Raw genomic sequence first — 16,396 nt, 5'->3', positions numbered from 1 at the left:
TTCATTCTCGTAATTTGATTGTAGAATTGAGCTTGCGGGCACGTTTGCGCCGTCCCGAAAATGGCTTCGGCACAGCATCAACCAATGCGAGCGTATATTCATGTTGCGGATTATCGAAGACCGCGTTGGTTTCTCCCTGTTCGACGATATTGCCGTGATAAATCACCGCTACACGATCGGTAATTGAGCGCACGACACCGAGATCATGACTAATGAAAAGATAGGAAAGGCCGAACTTTTCCTGCAGATCCATCATCAGATTGAGAACTTGCGCCTGAATTGAGACATCAAGAGCTGAAACGGGTTCGTCAGCAACGATGAGCGCTGGTTTGGTAATCAGGGCGCGAGCTATAGCGATACGCTGGCGTTGCCCCCCGGAAAACTCATGCGGATATTTTTCTGCACACGCTTTTGGGAGACCGACAGCTTCCAGGACTTCTGTCACGCGCTCATCCCGTTCTTTGCTGTTTGTTCCGCGCTCCAGAGAAACAATCGGCTCCGAAATGATCCGCTTGACCGTGTGGCGCGGATCGAGCGAACCATAAGGATCCTGAAAGATCGCCTGAAAACCTTTACGCGCTTCACGCAGGCCTGAACGGCTAAGCGCGTAGATATCCTGGCCATTGACAAGGATTTGGCCAGATTGTGGCCGTTCCAGCCCCATCACAGCACGCGCAAGTGTTGATTTGCCCGAACCGCTTTCGCCCACGATACCAAGGCTTTGCCCTGCTTCGATCTCGACATTGACACCGTGGAGAACGCGCAATGATCCCGGCTTTGAAAGGAATGATGGACGCGGCAGCTGATATTCACGGACAACATCACGAACCTGCAAAATCATCTTGCTCATGCCAGCACCTCGCCATCGCGCGGATGCAGACAGGCAGCGCGATGGGCGATGCCTTCGCTTTCACCGATTAGATCGAGCGGCGGAATGAGTTTTCGACAATCGCCTTCAACGAATGCGCAACGCTCAGCAAAGCTGCAATATGACGGGCGTGCGAGCGGATCCGGCACAACACCGGGAATAGCAGCGAGGCGCTGACGCGGCTTTGTATGATCGCGAACAAGATTAGCGCCATGTGGAGAAGCCTGAAACAGTCCCCGCGCATAAGGATGCGCCATACGATTGAACACGGCTTCGGTTCGCCCCGTTTCCACGATCCGCCCGGCATACATCACTGCGATACGATCGGTCATTTCCGAAACAACGCCGAGATCATGGGTAATTAGCATCAACGCTGTTGCTGTTTCGTCGATCAGCTCATCCATGAGGTCAAGAATCTGTGCCTGAACAGTGACATCAAGCGCCGTGGTAGCTTCATCTGCAATCAGCAGATCAGGTTCGCAGGCAATCGCCATGGCGATCATCACGCGCTGGCGTTGCCCGCCGGAAAGCTGGTGAGGATACAGATCGAGATTGAAGCGCGGTGCAGGCAGTCCCACGCGATCCAGCAACTCACGCGCTTTGCGTTCGGCATCAGCGCGGCTTTCGCCAAGATGCAGACGACGGCCTTCGGCAATTTGGGCACCAATGTTTTTAACCGGATTGAGCGCCGTCATTGGCTCCTGAAAGATCATAGCCATGCGACGACCGCGCATTTTGCAAAGTTCGGCTTCTGGCCTGTTTGCCAGATCCTGCCCATCAAAACGCAAGGTTCCGCGCACGCGCATCCGGTCAGGCAGCAAGCCCATGGCAGCAAGTGCTGTAATCGACTTGCCACTGCCAGATTCACCCACAACGCCCAGACGTTCACCACGGTTGAGGGTTAACTTAATGCCAGACACGATATCTGCAGTGCACGTGCCAAATGGCAGCTCGACAGACATATTGTCCATTTCAAGAAGAGGTGTTTTTGGCAAAGCTTTCATCATCTCTGCCTCCTTACGCGCGGATCAAGTATGTCGCGCAGACCGTCACCCAGCATGTTGAGGCCAAGGACTGCGAGTGTAATGGCAAGACCGGGGAAGATCGCCAGCCATGGTGCATCATAGATAAAGGTCTGTGCATCGTTGAGCATCTTGCCCCAGCTCGGCATTGGCGGCTGTGTGCCCAGCCCCACATAGGAAAGGCCTGCTTCCGCCACAATGGCGAGTGCAAACTGGATCGTCGCCTGAACGATCAAAACATGATTGATGTTGGGCAGAACATGCAGCAGCGTGATCGAGATATCCCCACGCCCTGCGCAACGCGCCGCCTGCACATATTCGCGCTTCCAAAGCCCAAGCGACGCACCGCGTGTGACACGGGCGAAGACCGGAATATTGAAAATACCGATTGCAATCATGGCATTGACCGCACCAGGGCCAAAAATAGCGGTGATAATGACTGCGGTCAGCAGCGCCGGAAATGCAAAGGCCAGATCAGTCATACGCATGACAAAGCCATCGACCAATCCACCGCGCGCTGCAGCAAAGGCACCGAGAGGGATACCTATACCCGCGCCAACAAGCACTGCAATAATCGACACGGCAATGGAATTGCGCGCACCGACCATAATCATGGAAAACACATCACGACCGAAATTATCCGTTCCGAACAAATGACTGAAGCTCGGCCCCTGCAGTTTGTCGCGGAAGTTCATGGCGGTCGGTGAATAAGGCGTCCAGAAATAGGAGACGAGAGCCATAGCCACCAGGATAGCGGTAATTAGCGAGCCGATCACAAGGCTGCGGCTTAAAAACAGCGTCCGAAAGCGGCCTGGCTTTGCAATTGTCGGAACCTCACTCATCGGCTGCCTCCTGTCGAAAGGCGCGGATCAATGAAACCATAGACAAGATCGACAATGAAATTGACCGTAATCACGGAAGCCGCAAGCAGCGTCACCAGCGACTGCACCGTTATCAGATCGCGCTGAGCGATTGCCTGAAATACTAGCCTTCCCAGGCCGGGAAGATTGAAGACATTTTCGATGATGATGGTTCCAGCCAACAAAAATGAGAATTGCAGGCCAATAATCGTGACAACCGGGATCAGCGCATTTGGCACCGCATGGCGCCAAAGTGCAGCGTTGCGGGTAAGACCTTTTGCGCGCGCGGTCCGTACGAAATCCTCACCCAGCGTTTCGATGACGGCGGAACGCGTCACTCGAGCGAGAATAGCAGCAAGCGGCAGGGCAAGAGCCAGCGCGGGCAGAAACAGCGAGCGGATACCATTCCAGAATCCACCTTCCCAGCCAGCAAAGCCAGAAGCTGGAAACCAGCCTAGCTGCAAAGCGAACAACAGGATCAAGAGCAGGCCGAGCCAGAAATTTGGGATAGCAACACCCACCTGCGCCACCCCCATGGAAAGTACGTCACCAGTTTTGCCGCGTTTGGAGGCCGCATAAACGCCCACGGGAATAGCGACCGCGACCGATAGAACCATCGATAGCAGCGCCAGCGGCAGCGTGACCATAATGCGTGGTCCGATCAATTCACTGATCGGAACGGAATAGGTGTAACTGGTGCCGAAGTCCCCCTTCAGAAAGCCGCCAATCCACGAAAGATACCGCCACCAAAGCGGCTGATCAAGGCCGAGCTGTTTGTGAAGCGCTGCCAGCGTTTCAGGCTGAGCATTGATGCCTAGGATAACTGCGGCAGGGTCACCCGGCAGCACTTGCATCAAAAGGAAGACGATGACGGAGGCCGCAAGCGTCGTAAGCAAGAGCGAAACTATTCGCCCGGAAATATAAGCCAGCAAAGCGACCTCCTAAGCACAATCTCGAGAAGTTGCCCGAGACTTTCCGGACAAGACTGTGCGTCATAAAAATGCAGGAATGAGCGCTTCGCGCCATTCACTCCACATTCTATTTCTTGCCGTGCCGCAGCCCCTTGGTTGTTATCACTGCACGACTTTTCGCGTAAAACCGCCCCGCCGAAAAACGCCGGGGCGCTGATGGTATTATTCGGCCCAGTAAGCCTGTGTCAGATCATCAGCCGGGATCGGCATGTTCTTCCACAAACCTTTGACGTTCTTATTCCAGACACCGATTTTTGGCAGCGCATAGAGGAAAATATTCGGCTCGTCTGCAGCAAGCTTTTCCTGAAGCTTCTTCACCAGTTCGAGCTGTTCCTCGTCACTGCCAGCCTCGGCATAGGCTTTGTAAAGCGCTTTATATTCCGGGTTGTTGTAATTGAAGTAATATTTGTCGCGGGCATAAATATCGAGATCACGCGCTTCGGTATGTGCAATGATTGTGGCATCAAAATCGGAGCGCTTGAATACCTGATCGAGCCACTGTGCGAACTCGATTGGAACGAGATTGGCCTGAATGCCAACTTCCGCCAGCATCGCTGCAATGATTTCACCACCGCGACGCGCATAGGCCGGGGGTGGAAGCGTGATGGTGATCGACGTGCCAGCCGGAACGCCCGCCTCTTCCAGCAGTTGCTTCGCCTTTGCCGGGTCATACGGATAGGTTTCCGAAAGATCGACATAACCCGGATCGACCGGTGCATAATGCGAGCCGATTGGCGTACCAAAACCGGAATAAACACCTTCGATCAGCGCCTTGCTGTCGATGGCATGGGCCAGTGCCTGACGCACCTTCACATTGTCGAATGGAGCCTTGGCATTGTTAAGCGAAAGCAGAACTTTGCCTGCAGTATCACCGACTTCGACCTGCAACTTATCATCGCTCTTGAAGCGACTGATTAATTCCGGCGCCTGGAACATCGGGAAGACATCAATGTCACCGGCTAGGATTGCAGCCGCCGCTGCCGAAGGATCGCTCACAAAGCGGAAAGTAACCGCCGAAAGCTTTGCGGGCTCATCCCAATAGTCCGGATTGCGGTCGAGTTCTACACGATCGCCTTGCACCCAGCGCTTGAACTTGAACGGACCCGTACCGACAGGCTTGGTCTTGTTATCAGCTGCCGAATTCGGAGCGATCATAACCGCGTCGCCCCACCCCATATTGAACAGGAAGTTCGAGGAAGGCCGCTTCAGCGTGACAACGGCAGTCGCTGGATCTGGACATTCGGTGCTGGCGATGGGTTCAAACAGACCCTTTTGCGCATTGGTGGAATCTGGAGCCACCGCACGCTCATAGGAGAATTTTACAACGGAACAATCGAATGGCGTCCCATCGTGGTACTTCACGCCCTGACGCAGCTTGAAGGTGTAAGTTTTCTTGTCGTCAGAAATAGTCCAACTCTCGGCCAGCTGTGGCTTCACTGTACCGTCTTCGACAATACGAACAAGACCTTCATAGAGATTAGCATAAGTAACTTGCCGGATACCGGCAGCAGCATTTGCCGTCGGGTCAAGGCCCGGCGGTTCCAGCACTTCGCCGACCACCAGCGTATCCTTTGCGAAGGCACCGTTGATCGATGCAAGCATCGTGGCTGTAATCAGCCCGGCTTTTAGCAGTTTACTCATCGTTTCTCTTTGGCTCCCCTTATCAATTCTCAAATCGAACGCCCTCCATCTACATCGAGCGCAACCCCGGTGATCATAGAGGCTTGAGGTGAGCAAAGGAAAGCCGCAGCTTCAGCCAAATCACCAGGTTTCAACAGGCGGCCCATCGGAATGGAATCGCGGAACTTCTTACGGATTTCTTCGGTATCCTCGCCCATAAACGTGGTGAGAAGTGGTGTCTCTCCCGCAACCGGGTTCAAAGCAACTACACGAATCTTCGCTGGTGCGAGTTCGATAGCGAGCGCCTTGGTCACCGAAACCACCCAGCCCTTGGTCGCATTATACCAAGCGAGATTCGGGCGCGGACGACCTGCGCCAGTCGAAGCGACATTGAGAATGACGCATTCCTCTCCCCTGGCACCATTGCTCTTAAAATGTGGGATGAGCTTGCGCGTCATCAGATAAACGCCACGCACATTGACGCCAAGAATGCGGTCGAACTCTTCCGGTTCAACCAGCTCAGCATTTTGCGGCTTATGGCCGATGCCAGCATTGTTGATGAGAATATCGACCCGACCGAACCTCGACAATGCTACCTCTACCGCTTCATCAACATGTGCTTCCTTGGAAATATCGGCAGCGATAGCCAGTGCCGCATCACCGATCTCGCATGCGACGCGCTCTGCCCCTGCCTTGTCGCGGTCGACGATGACGACCTTAGCTCCACCGTCAGCAAAGCGCTTTGCCATGCCCTCGCCAAACCCCGAACCTGCTCCAGTGATGAGCGCGACCTTACCTTCAAGCGACACTGCAATTCTCCCGAATTCTAATTTCAACCGTGGCACACGGAAATCGTCTTCAGTGAGGCAAATCCGTAGAGCGCCTCAAAACCCTTTTTCACGGCCATGCCCGGATATTTTCACGCTTCATTTTCATTCTCCTGTAGCGGCATTTCCGCCTCCAGTCTTGCCGTGGTTACGCGGATATGTGACCGCGCCAGCCGCTCAGCCTCTTCCCCATCGCGCGAGGCGATGGCTTCAACAATTGCTCCATGTTCGCGGATTGCATCGCGTGCTCGATCAACCGAAAGAGAAAAAGACGGCGCGAAAACCTGTGATGTCATGCGTAGCAGCGGCACGAAGGCAATCAGCGAGGCATTACCTGCAGCGTCCATCACCGCCATGTGAAAATCGACATTCGTCTGTGTATACGCTTTCGGATCCCATTGATCGACAACCGTGGCCTGCCCGGCAACGTGGGCACGCAGCTTCGCAATGTCTTCATCTGTTGCGCGTTCAGCCGCAAAACGCGCAGCAACACCATCGAGAACTTCTCTCACAGCATAAGCATCAATCAGACGCGTCAGATCAGCGGAGGCTACACGAACGCCCCTGCCCGGCAGGTGGATAACCAGCCCATCACGTTCCAGAACACGTAAAGCTTCCCGTAATGGTGTGCGGCTAATGCCAAATTCGGCAGCGATATGTTCTTGCCGGAGAATGGCACCCGGCGCATAAACGCCCGCATAAATTCTCTCACGAAGTGCTTCCGCAACTTCGTCCAGCAAACGGGTCTGACTGCGCCATTCAAAAACCGCCAAAAGAAAAGCCTCCCAACTTTTCTGAGCACAATATCCTGGATACAAAATCAGTCAATTTAAAATTCGTCGCGCTTTCTGAAAGGATTTATGCGTGCTGACGAAGGACCATTTTGGATACCATCCATCAGCCGAAACAAGGCGAAAATGCAAAAACGCCGCGACGAGCGCGGCGTCTTCTTAAAGTGTCTGAGGCTGCATGATCTGAAGATATGTTGAGCCGAAAACGGTCGTATCCGAGATCAGGCGCGCAGCGTGCTTAAGGTAGGTGAGTACCGGGAACGCAGTCGCGAATGCCATTTATAGGCAGAGAGAGCCCAAATGCTCGCTGTATCTAGAGGAAGCTTTCCGGTATCGGCTTCCACTCGCCATCCTGATTATCGAACTGCGGAATATGCGCGAGGCTGTGAAGCAGCTTCACATCTTCGCCCAGCACATCCTGCCAATCCTTGGCTTCAGTAAGAATTACACCAATCCCCACGACTTCACCGCCAGCCTTGCGCACCAGCTCTGCCGAGCCCTTAATGCTCGATCCGGAAGCGACGACATCGTCCACCACGACAACGCGTTTTCCTTTAAGAAGCGGGATTGCCTGACGGTCAAGGAGCAGGCGTTGTTCACCTTTAGAGGTGATGGAAGAAATCGTCTGCACGAGTGCATCAGCAAGGTGAATCTTAGGCGATTTCTGCAAGATAACGTAGTCATCAAGGCCAAGAGCACGCGAGACTTCAATCGCAACAGGAATGCCAAGTGTCGCAGCGCCAACAATCACATCCGGCTTCAACGGCGCAAGCTTTTCCGCCAGTGCCTTGCCTGTATGTTCGCCAAAACGAACGCCAAGATCGATGACCATCATCAACGAAATGGCGAAATTCGGATTGATCGGCACAATCGGCAGATCGACCTTGCGGCCCGCTACATCGACGGTCCAGACCTGACCGTTTCCAGAGAGTTTCGCGCTGTCTTCAGTCATCGTTTTGCATCCTTGGGATTAAGTCTCGATTCCACCAGCAGGCCGACATTACGCCATGTCGTACGCTTGCGCTTGGTGTCAAAGCCATAAATGGCAAGGGACAGTGAAATTGCATGAGCCATGCGGATCGCCTGAACCAGCAATGGCACCCCGCGCGCCAGCGCAAAACGCAGACGCATTGGGAAGGAAACATCGTCAATTTCCATTCCGCGTGCGCGCTGAGCATCCGCAATACGCTCGAAATCCTCGCGCAGCATCGGAATAATGCCGAATGTGAGCGACAAAACGAGTGTCACCATGGGCGGCAGACGTGCAGCACTGGCAGCAGCCAAAATAGAGCCGGGCGTGCTGGTTTCCATCACGAAATAGAAAGCTGCAGTCGTGGTCACCAGACGCGCAGCCATACCGGCTGCAATCGGCAAAGTATCAACAAAAGCAACACCTTGCAGAACGAGATTAAGAATCCAGCTTGCCATGACAAGCAGTGTCAGAAGCATGGCACCTTTGAGATAGCCACGCAGGCCCGGCACCTTAACCAGCACCAGAAAGGCGACCGTGACCAGCGCCAGTGGCACACCGTATTTCCAACCCGGCACGAGCCAAGCCGCAAGCATAACCAGAAATGCCGCTGCGAGCTTTACGAAGAAGTTCAGATCATAAAAGATTTTCATGCTGCTTCTCCTGTTTCGACAACACGCGGCTTGGGCCAGCCCAGCGCACGATAGGCATCGGAATCCCAGGATGCATCCACATCACCGTCAAAGGTGACATGGCCGCGATCCAGGATCATGACGCGGGAAGAAACGTCATCCACGAGTTCCAGATCGTGAGAGATCAACATGACCGCACGGTTTTCGGAGAGCGCCGTTTCGAGGAACAGTTCCAGCATTCGACGACCATTGAGATCGCGTGCCAAAAGCGGCTCATCAAGAATGGCAACCGAAGCGCCTGCTGCTTCCGCACAGGCAAGGCCTAGCAGAGCCTGCTGACGAGACGAAAGTGCAAATGGGTTGGTTTCCTCATGGCCACCAAGTCCATACTTTTGCAGGCAGGCCGTTGCGCGAGCAGTCACTGCATCGTCCTTTGCTGCACGGGTCGCGGCGGTGATCGCAAAGACCACTTCTTCCAGCACAGTCATGTTGAACAGGATGCGGCGCATGTTCTGCGGCAGGTAGGCAACCGATCGGGCACGCTTTGCGGCCGTCCACTTATCGGCATTATCGCCGCCAATGATGATTGAGCCTGCTGCAATTTTCTGAAGCCCGAGGATCGACTGAAACAGCGTGGTTTTGCCCGCACCGTTTTTGCCGATCAGAGCGACGACTTCACCGGCGCGGATCTGGAAATTCACGTTTTCCAGAACCGGCTGGCCGTCCCGGCGCTGAAGCTGCGTCTTGATTCCAGAAACAGAAACAATAACTTCACCGCCGCTCTTCGCATCCGTCAGACGTTTGCGTGCAGCAATTGGTGGCAGAACGCCCGCATCTTCCCACGCAGCAGCATCGCTGATGATCGATGCAAGCGGCACGACGGGCGCTAACTTACCGTCTTTAACCAGACCGATATCGGTGACGACGGCCTGCAGTGATGCAGGGTCCTGCTCCGCAATCAGCAAAGCTGGAATTTCTGCACCAAGCTTTTTCAGAACCCGTACAAGACGCTGACGCGCTGCAGGATCAAGTCCGGTTGTCGGTTCATCAAGCACAAGCAGTTTCGGCTCGGCCGCAAGTGCCGCAGCCATCGCCACCATGCGCCGTTCACCGCCCGAAAGCGTCAATACGCGCCGCCCTCGCAATGCGTTCAGCTCAAGCTCACCGAGCAGCTCATCGATACGAGCACGAACAGCATCCTTAGCAAGTCCCCGATTTTCAAGTGGAAAGGCGACCAGATCTTCAACGCTCAGATCCCAGAGCTGATCTTCAACATTCTGCGAAACGACGCCGATTGTGCTAAAGAGCTCATCCTTCGGCATGGAAGACATGAGCTTGCCATTGAGCGAGATTTCGCCATCGAAGACTTGTGGGGTAATCAGGCGCGGAACGATGCCCGATGCAGCGTTGAGCAGCGTGGTTTTGCCACTGCCGCCCGCGCCACAAACCAGAAGCCGTTCGCCGTCGCGAATTTCGAGGTTGGCTTCGGCGATTGCCAGAACGGAATCGCCAAAGCCTACTTTTACATTCTGTAGTTTGAGCACTTTTACTGCTCTCTATCAGAAACGTGTGAAACCGGACGGGTGAGCGCCCTTGAGAATCTTGAGGGCTGGAACAACCAGCAGCGGCGTACCGATCAGCATCGGAACGATGTCCGAAAGGCCAAGATACATTACCGCCCACCAGTATGGGAAAATGCCGAGATAAGCCAAGCTGGCCGAAACGGCGGCAACCATCAAGAGGCCAACAACAAGGCAGGTTGCTGCAATTTTAATCAGCGTTATGCGATTAAACGTTGTCGTCTTAGGATCGAACAGCATGCCCGGGATCAGGCCTGTAAGACCGACCATGATGCCGTCAATGATCAGCGAATGCGCGGGAATGAACGTGCCTGCCAGGAGTGACCAGATGACTGTGCCGAGATAACCGCAGATAAATCCGCTCTTCCGGCCCAGAAGAATGCCGACCAGCGGTGGCAGAAATGCAAAAATTCGCCACTGGATCACGCCCGGAACGAGCTGGATCGGATTGGCATAGGCCCAGAGAACGCCGGTTGCAGCAGCTGCAACGATGGAAAGGACGATCGGAAACAGCGTATTTCCGTCGTTATGCGTGATCGTGGTGTTGGACATTGTCGTATTCCCGTAAAGTGCCTCCCGTCTGCAACAAGCAAAAACCGTGCCGTCTGGTGATTGCAGCAAACGAAGGGAACTTTGAGATGAAGGTGCTGGAGCTATCCTGTCGGCATTTCTGTAGCGCTATCAACAGGCAAAAACACCGCGTTTGCGATAGAGTCAAACAGATTCATTGCTTCTGACGCAATGAGTCACATCAAAACTGACGATTACAGCAACAATCGGTCATTCACTCACAATATCGGCTAGCATTTGCACGAGCTGCCGCATTTGATCCGGGCCGTTCTCCATATGTTGAATGACGATTTCCATCGGCTCTACAAATGGTAATGCGGCTTCTTTGGGAACGATGCGATGCGAGGGCAACGCGACTCGCGCAGGCAACAAGCTGACGCCCAGTCCTTCAGCAACCGCACTTTGAACACTGGCGAGACTGGAACTGGTGAAAACGACATGCCACGACCTGCCAATAAGGTCGAGCGCTTCCATCATGTCACTCCGATAAAGTCCATTGGGCGGAAATGCGACGAGGGGCAGTGGATCGGCGTCTGAAACTGGAAAATCAGCACTTTCCAACCAGGATAATGGTTCGGGCCAATGCATGGTGCCAAGCGTTTCACCGCGCTTTTGTTTGATCATGACCAGATCAAACTCGCCCGTTTCAAAACCTTTCTGCAATTCGCGGCTTAACCCGCTCGTCACTTCAAGTTTCATCTTAGGATGCGCGCGCAAAAATGCGGCAAGCGTCGGCGTCACCAATCTCGAAGCAAAATCCTCTGCCAGACCAAGGCGAAAGACTGCCGTGAGCGCACTGCCGGTCATGGCAGCAGCAGCCTCATCATGGAGGTGAAGCATCCGCCGCGCATAGCCGAGCAGCTTTTCACCCGCATCGGTTGGCCGAACATCATGCCTTGCCCGCTCCAGAAGCGATTGTCCGGCAGCTTCTTCAAGGCGCAGAATTTTCTGGCTGACCGTGGATTGCGTCGAATGCAGCTGCAGCGCTGCAGCCGTAAAGCTGCGGCTGTCGACGACAGCTACGAAAGCACGCAACAGATCAAGGTTGAATATTGTATTCATAATTCGAATGAATGCCAGTTGAACATTTAATTTCTAAATATGTCTTATTGCAACTATTTTAGCAACGAATAAGGAGCACCGCCGATGCGTCAAACAATATTCAGCTTGGGTGCCTTGGCATTGATTGCAGGGACAATAGTCATGACCGAACCAGTTTTACCGAGCAGCCATGCCGTCGCACGCGCTGAAACAGCGCTCATTCAATCCGCTTCAGCGGGAAATCTTGCTGCGGTTAAAGAAGCGATCAAGGTAGGCGTCGATCTTGAAACCAAAGGCACTGCTGGTGAAACAGCGCTTCTTGCGGCCACACACGCCAATCATGTCGATGTTGCCCGCGCATTGATCGAAGCTGGCGCCAATGTGAATGCAAAGGATGCGATCAAGGACAGTCCCTATCTTTACGCAGGCGCACGCGGACATCTGGAAATACTAAAACTCACCCTTACGCATGGTGCCGACCTTAAAAGCACAAATCGCTTTGGCGGCACGGCACTCATACCCGCTTCAGAACGGGGGCATGTTGAAACCGTGCGCACGCTGATTGAAGCAGGTGTGAAAGTTGATCACGTCAATAATCTGGGATGGACGGCTTTGCTTGAGGCTGTGATCCTGGGCGATGGCGGTCAGCGCCACGTTGATATCGTAAAACTGCTGATTGATGCAGGTGCTGACGTGAACCTCGCGGACAATGATGGCGTTACGCCATTGCAGCATGCGCGCCAGCGCGGCTTTGCGCCCATGGTTGCGATGCTCGAGAAAGCAGGCGGCAAATGAGCAACGACCAGGAGTTTTTGCAAAAGGCAATCGCGCTTGCATTCGACAATGTCGACCTTGGCGGCCGTCCCTTTGGAGCCGTTGTCGTCAAAGCTGACAAGATTATCGCCATCGGCGTCAATCGTATGCAGGCCGATTGCGATCCGACTGCCCATGCGGAACTTCTCGCATTGCGCGCCGCAGGCAAGGTTTTGCAGTCGCCTCGGCTGGATGATTGCAGCGTTTACGCGAGCGGCCAACCCTGCCCTATGTGTTTCGCTGCAATGCGGATGTCCGGCGTCAATAAAATCATGTTTGCCTATTCCAACGAGCAGGCTGAACCGTTCGGTCTTTCGACAGCAAAAGTCGCCTCGGAACTGGCCAAGCCTGTGACAGAACAGACTGGCGTTCACTTTGAACATTGTTCGCCAGACGATGATGCAGCACTTTATCGGCGCTGGCAGGAAAAGAAGAAATAAAAGACTGAACTTATCATGCAGACCCAGCAAGCCAATGGCGGCACACAAGCCGCACCCGTAGCCCTTATCGCTCTCGTTGTTCTGATTGGCCTTAATCTAAGGCCATTCCTGACCGCACCGGGACCAGTGCTTTCCGATATTGTCACAGATACCGGAATGGGCTTTGGCATGTTGTCTCTGCTAACATTCCTTCCCATGATGCTGATGGGCCTTGGCGCATTCATTGCACCACACATTCAGTCGATAATTGGCACGCGCCGCAGCATGTTCACAGCACTTATCATTCTTGCATTGGGTTCTGTTTTGCGGGGCTTCGTGCCAGATGGTTTTTCTCTCGCGCTTACCGCTGTTCTGTGCGGCGCAGGCGTTGCGATGATACAGGCGCTGATGCCGGGCCTGATCAAAGCAAATTTCCCAGCAAGTATTGCAGCTATTACCGGCCTTTATTCCGCAATGATTATGGGGGGTGGCGCACTTGGTGCACGTCTCACACCTTGGCTTGCGGGCACTGAACACAACTGGCGTCTCGCCCTATCTGTTCTTGCAATTCCTGCAGTGCTTGCGTTGCTTACTGCTATTCCAATTCTTAAAGAAACGGCGTCTTCTGGTTCAAAATCCGGCATCACCGGAAAGTTGCTCCGTCGCCCACGAACATGGATACTGATGGTGGCTTTCGGCCTTGTCAACGCAGGATACTCATCTATGGTGGCCTGGCTTGCGCCCTACTATCAATCATTGGGTTTGGAAGCTGCAGAAACCGGCAATCTGGTCGCCGTCATGGCAATCGCGCAGGCTTTGTCGGCCTTTGGCCTGCCGCTGCTTGCAAGACATAGCCTTGATCGTCGCCCTTGGCTTTTCTTAACACTGGCGATGCAAGCGACAGGTTTTGCTGGTCTGGCTTTTGCACCGCAGCTCTCACCTTATTTCTGGTCCGCGATCTGCGGCGCAGGTCTTGGTGGCAGCTTTGCGCTCGCCATGATTACCTCGCTTGATCATCTGCCCAAGCCTCACGAAGCAGGCGCTCTGGCCGCGATGATGCAAGGTGGCGGCTTTCTGATCGCAGCTCTAGGTCCAGTGGCAACGGCATTGCTACACAATTTAACCGGAAACTTTGCCTCGGGCTGGATCATGCATCTGGTTCTGGTTGCAAGCATCTGTCCGCTCTATCTGAGCTTTAATCCGCGCCATTACGCGCATGTGATGAATCTGGCGTTTCCTGCCGAAAGCGGCACACAATAGCGTTACCTGACGCAATAATGCGGGTTCGATCTATGTTCTGCGGGCAATTCTGAGCTAGATGACTTACTGCCCTTCCCATGAGGGTTAAGGTTGCTTAAAATTCCGCATTACTGGTCAATTGAATGAAGCACGAAGCAGTTATAGAGCCGAACAAGTCCACAATTCAGGACGGTTTGCCCAAGCCAAGAATTTACTGGTCGTGGGCGACCCTGATGGTCGGTCTCACACTCGCAGTTATCGACGGTAGTATTGCCAATGTCGCGCTTCCCACCATTGCGGCTGATTTTTCGGCAGGACCAGCTGCTTCCATCTGGATCGTGAACGGATATCAGCTCGCCATCGTTATCACTTTGCTGCCATTTGCAGCTTTGGGCGAGATCTATAGCTACCGTCGCGTCTATTTGCTCGGCGTGTCGCTCTTCACACTTGCATCAATTGCCTGCGTTTTTGCGCGGTCACTTGAAGCACTCACGGTAGCCCGCATCATACAAGGCTTTGGTGCAGCAGGTCTGATGAGCGTTAATGCAGCATTGCTTCGTTATACGGTGCCGCAAGCAAAGCTAGGTACGGCAATTGGCTTGAATGCGCTTTTCGTGGCTCTCTCCTCGACCATAGGTCCGACACTGGCAGGTATCATCCTGCATTCGCTCACATGGCCTTGGCTCTTTGTTATCAATATTCCGCTCGGTGTTCTGGCTGTCGTTATGGGACTGAAAAGCCTGCCCTATAACGAACTCTCATCACGTCGGTTTGATTATCTGAGTGCTATCCTCACTGCCTTCACGCTCGGCCTGCTCATTACAGTCATTGATAGTGCAGGCAATGGCGTCAGCTCGACATTTCTGGCCTTACAGGCAATCGGCTGCGCGGTCGCAGCAACATGGCTGATACGGCGCTCAATGCAGACAAGCAACCCGTTGCTGCCGCTCGATCTTCTGCGTATCCCAGTGTTCAGCCTGTCGCTCTGCACCTCAATCATGTCCTTTCTCGCACAGATGATGGCATTCATATCGCTGCCATTCCTGTTTCAGAACGTTTATGGCTTCCAACCCATCGAGGTTGGCTTTTTGATGATGCCTTGGCCTATTGCCCTGGCCATCGTTGCACCGCTATCGGGCAAGTTCTCGGACAAATATTCGCCTGCCACGCTCGGTCTGGTTGGGCTTGTGTTCTTCGCTGCCGGGCTTGCACTGGTCGGAACGCTGCCAGAACAACCTTCCGTGGTGGATATTTGCTGGCGCATGGCGATTTGCGGCATCGGGTTTGGTTTCTTTCAAGCTCCAAACAATCGCATGATTATAACGTCGGCCCCACGCTCAAGAAGTGGCGCTGCAAGCGGTATGCTTGGAACGGCGCGCTTGCTTGGTCAGTCACTTGGTGCTGCATTCGTAGCATTCCTGCTCTCGCATTGGGGCATCAACAACATACCTCGCATCCTGCTTGTTGCTGCCGGATTCGCGGCTTTTGCATCAATCATCAGCATTTCGCGCCGCAAGCGCTAAACACCCTGGCAAGATTGTGGTGATATGAAACTCGAAAATGAACAAGCCTGTGAATCTTTTGAAATATCTTAGTCGACACATGAAATTCCCTATTGCAATCCGGATTCCGTTGGTTCATATACCGCCTGCCTAACGGAAACGACTTCTCTCAGAGAAGACTGGCGCGAGCGGGTGTAGCTCAGGGGTAGAGCACAACCTTGCCAAGGTTGGGGTCGAGGGTTCGAATCCCTTCGCCCGCTCCAGTTTTTCCGAGGTATTTTCCAGAAGCGTCATAATATTGAGCCGCAAAGGCTATAGCTGTGTCTCTCTACCGCAATACGCATAATCAGACTGAGACTGCCTCATGATCCGTAGTGTACTTTTGTTGATCGTTGGTGTTGGCGCCCTCGTGCAGGGGATTTTACGTCTGGGAAAACCAGCTCAAACCGTTGAGCGAACCGGCTGGCTATATCAACAGTTCGGTGATCAGGGCGTCGCTTTTGGCATGATGGCTATTGGCTTGGTCGCGCTGATTGTCGGTGTGATCATGTTCAACAACACTTGGGTGAGAGCCATTCGCGAACGCAGAAAAAGCTGAAAATCTATTCATTAAGTAAAAGAACAACGATAGAATTCAGCTTTTAATTACTAGGCTCAGACCATTAATCGCA

At 53.7% G+C, this 16,396-nt stretch carries 17 protein-coding genes and 1 tRNA gene; 6 read left to right on the top strand and 12 right to left on the bottom strand.

Annotated elements, in window-relative coordinates; all coding sequences use genetic code 11:
• Position 1 precedes the first annotated feature (1 nt).
• The 12 genes from KMS41_14270 to KMS41_14215 all read right to left on the bottom strand — a co-directional run bounded on the left by KMS41_14270 (position 2) and on the right by KMS41_14215 (position 11,773).
• On the bottom strand, positions 2 to 850 hold the full coding sequence (locus KMS41_14270) for an ATP-binding cassette domain-containing protein (GenBank protein QWK80070.1): 849 nt from the start codon (positions 848 to 850) through the stop codon (positions 2 to 4).
• A complete protein-coding gene (locus tag KMS41_14265) occupies positions 847 to 1,875 on the bottom strand; it encodes an ABC transporter ATP-binding protein (protein ID QWK80069.1) in 1,029 nt (342 codons plus the stop codon). The genes KMS41_14270 and KMS41_14265 overlap by 4 nt, the downstream gene beginning before the upstream one ends.
• Positions 1,872 to 2,732 carry an ABC transporter permease gene (locus KMS41_14260; GenBank protein QWK80068.1) on the bottom strand — a complete coding sequence of 287 codons (861 nt, stop codon included), beginning with the start codon at positions 2,730 to 2,732 and terminating at the stop codon, positions 1,872 to 1,874. The genes KMS41_14265 and KMS41_14260 overlap by 4 nt, the downstream gene beginning before the upstream one ends.
• Positions 2,729 to 3,682, bottom strand: a complete 954-nt coding sequence (locus tag KMS41_14255; GenBank protein QWK80067.1) for an ABC transporter permease — start codon at positions 3,680 to 3,682, stop codon at positions 2,729 to 2,731. The genes KMS41_14260 and KMS41_14255 overlap by 4 nt, the downstream gene beginning before the upstream one ends.
• A gap of 201 nt (positions 3,683 to 3,883) precedes the next feature.
• The gene (locus KMS41_14250; protein ID QWK80066.1) at positions 3,884 to 5,362 is read right to left on the bottom strand and encodes an ABC transporter substrate-binding protein; all 1,479 of its coding nucleotides are present in this window, start codon (positions 5,360 to 5,362) and stop codon (positions 3,884 to 3,886) included.
• A gap of 29 nt (positions 5,363 to 5,391) precedes the next feature.
• Positions 5,392 to 6,150, bottom strand: coding sequence for a glucose 1-dehydrogenase (locus tag KMS41_14245; protein ID QWK80065.1), 759 nt, complete (start codon positions 6,148 to 6,150; stop codon positions 5,392 to 5,394).
• A gap of 110 nt (positions 6,151 to 6,260) precedes the next feature.
• Positions 6,261 to 6,941, bottom strand: coding sequence for a GntR family transcriptional regulator (locus KMS41_14240; GenBank protein ID QWK80064.1), 681 nt, complete (start codon positions 6,939 to 6,941; stop codon positions 6,261 to 6,263).
• 331 nt (positions 6,942 to 7,272) lie between these two features.
• Positions 7,273 to 7,911 (bottom strand): adenine phosphoribosyltransferase, encoded by a 639-nt coding sequence (locus tag KMS41_14235; GenBank protein ID QWK80063.1) that lies wholly within the window; start codon positions 7,909 to 7,911, stop codon positions 7,273 to 7,275.
• Positions 7,908 to 8,582: an energy-coupling factor transporter transmembrane protein EcfT gene (locus KMS41_14230; GenBank protein ID QWK80062.1), complete on the bottom strand. Its 675-nt coding sequence runs from the start codon at positions 8,580 to 8,582 to the stop codon at positions 7,908 to 7,910. Before KMS41_14230 ends, KMS41_14235 begins: the two co-directional genes overlap by 4 nt.
• Positions 8,579 to 10,105, bottom strand: coding sequence for an ATP-binding cassette domain-containing protein (locus KMS41_14225; protein ID QWK80061.1), 1,527 nt, complete (start codon positions 10,103 to 10,105; stop codon positions 8,579 to 8,581). Before KMS41_14225 ends, KMS41_14230 begins: the two co-directional genes overlap by 4 nt.
• Before the next feature lie 15 nt (positions 10,106 to 10,120).
• Positions 10,121 to 10,693 carry an aminotriazole resistance protein gene (locus tag KMS41_14220; protein ID QWK80060.1) on the bottom strand — a complete coding sequence of 191 codons (573 nt, stop codon included), beginning with the start codon at positions 10,691 to 10,693 and terminating at the stop codon, positions 10,121 to 10,123.
• 228 nt (positions 10,694 to 10,921) lie between these two features.
• On the bottom strand, positions 10,922 to 11,773 hold the full coding sequence (locus tag KMS41_14215) for a LysR family transcriptional regulator (protein QWK80059.1): 852 nt from the start codon (positions 11,771 to 11,773) through the stop codon (positions 10,922 to 10,924).
• 84 nt (positions 11,774 to 11,857) lie between these two features.
• Here KMS41_14215 and KMS41_14210 point away from each other — a divergent pair, with 84 nt between their 5' ends.
• The 6 genes from KMS41_14210 (at position 11,858) to KMS41_14185 (ending at position 16,323) form a co-directional block, all read left to right on the top strand.
• Positions 11,858 to 12,547: an ankyrin repeat domain-containing protein gene (locus tag KMS41_14210; protein ID QWK80058.1), complete on the top strand. Its 690-nt coding sequence runs from the start codon at positions 11,858 to 11,860 to the stop codon at positions 12,545 to 12,547.
• Complete coding sequence (locus tag KMS41_14205; GenBank protein QWK80057.1) at positions 12,544 to 13,005, top strand: nucleoside deaminase; 462 nt, start codon at positions 12,544 to 12,546, stop codon at positions 13,003 to 13,005. The genes KMS41_14210 and KMS41_14205 overlap by 4 nt, the downstream gene beginning before the upstream one ends.
• 15 nt (positions 13,006 to 13,020) lie before the next feature.
• On the top strand, positions 13,021 to 14,244 hold the full coding sequence (locus KMS41_14200) for a cyanate transporter (GenBank protein ID QWK80056.1): 1,224 nt from the start codon (positions 13,021 to 13,023) through the stop codon (positions 14,242 to 14,244).
• Positions 14,245 to 14,366: 122 nt separating this feature from the next.
• Positions 14,367 to 15,746 (top strand): MFS transporter, encoded by a 1,380-nt coding sequence (locus tag KMS41_14195; protein QWK80055.1) that lies wholly within the window; start codon positions 14,367 to 14,369, stop codon positions 15,744 to 15,746.
• 167 nt (positions 15,747 to 15,913) lie between these two features.
• A tRNA-Gly gene (locus KMS41_14190) sits at positions 15,914 to 15,988 on the top strand.
• 101 nt (positions 15,989 to 16,089) lie between these two features.
• The gene (locus KMS41_14185) at positions 16,090 to 16,323 is read left to right on the top strand and encodes a hypothetical protein (GenBank protein QWK80054.1); all 234 of its coding nucleotides are present in this window, start codon (positions 16,090 to 16,092) and stop codon (positions 16,321 to 16,323) included.
• The last annotated feature ends 73 nt before the right edge of the window (positions 16,324 to 16,396 follow it).

It is taken from the genome of Ochrobactrum sp. BTU1, assembly GCA_018798825.1.
Taxonomy (GTDB): Bacteria; Pseudomonadota; Alphaproteobacteria; order Rhizobiales; family Rhizobiaceae; genus Brucella.
This window is presented reverse-complemented; position numbering and strand designations above follow the sequence as displayed.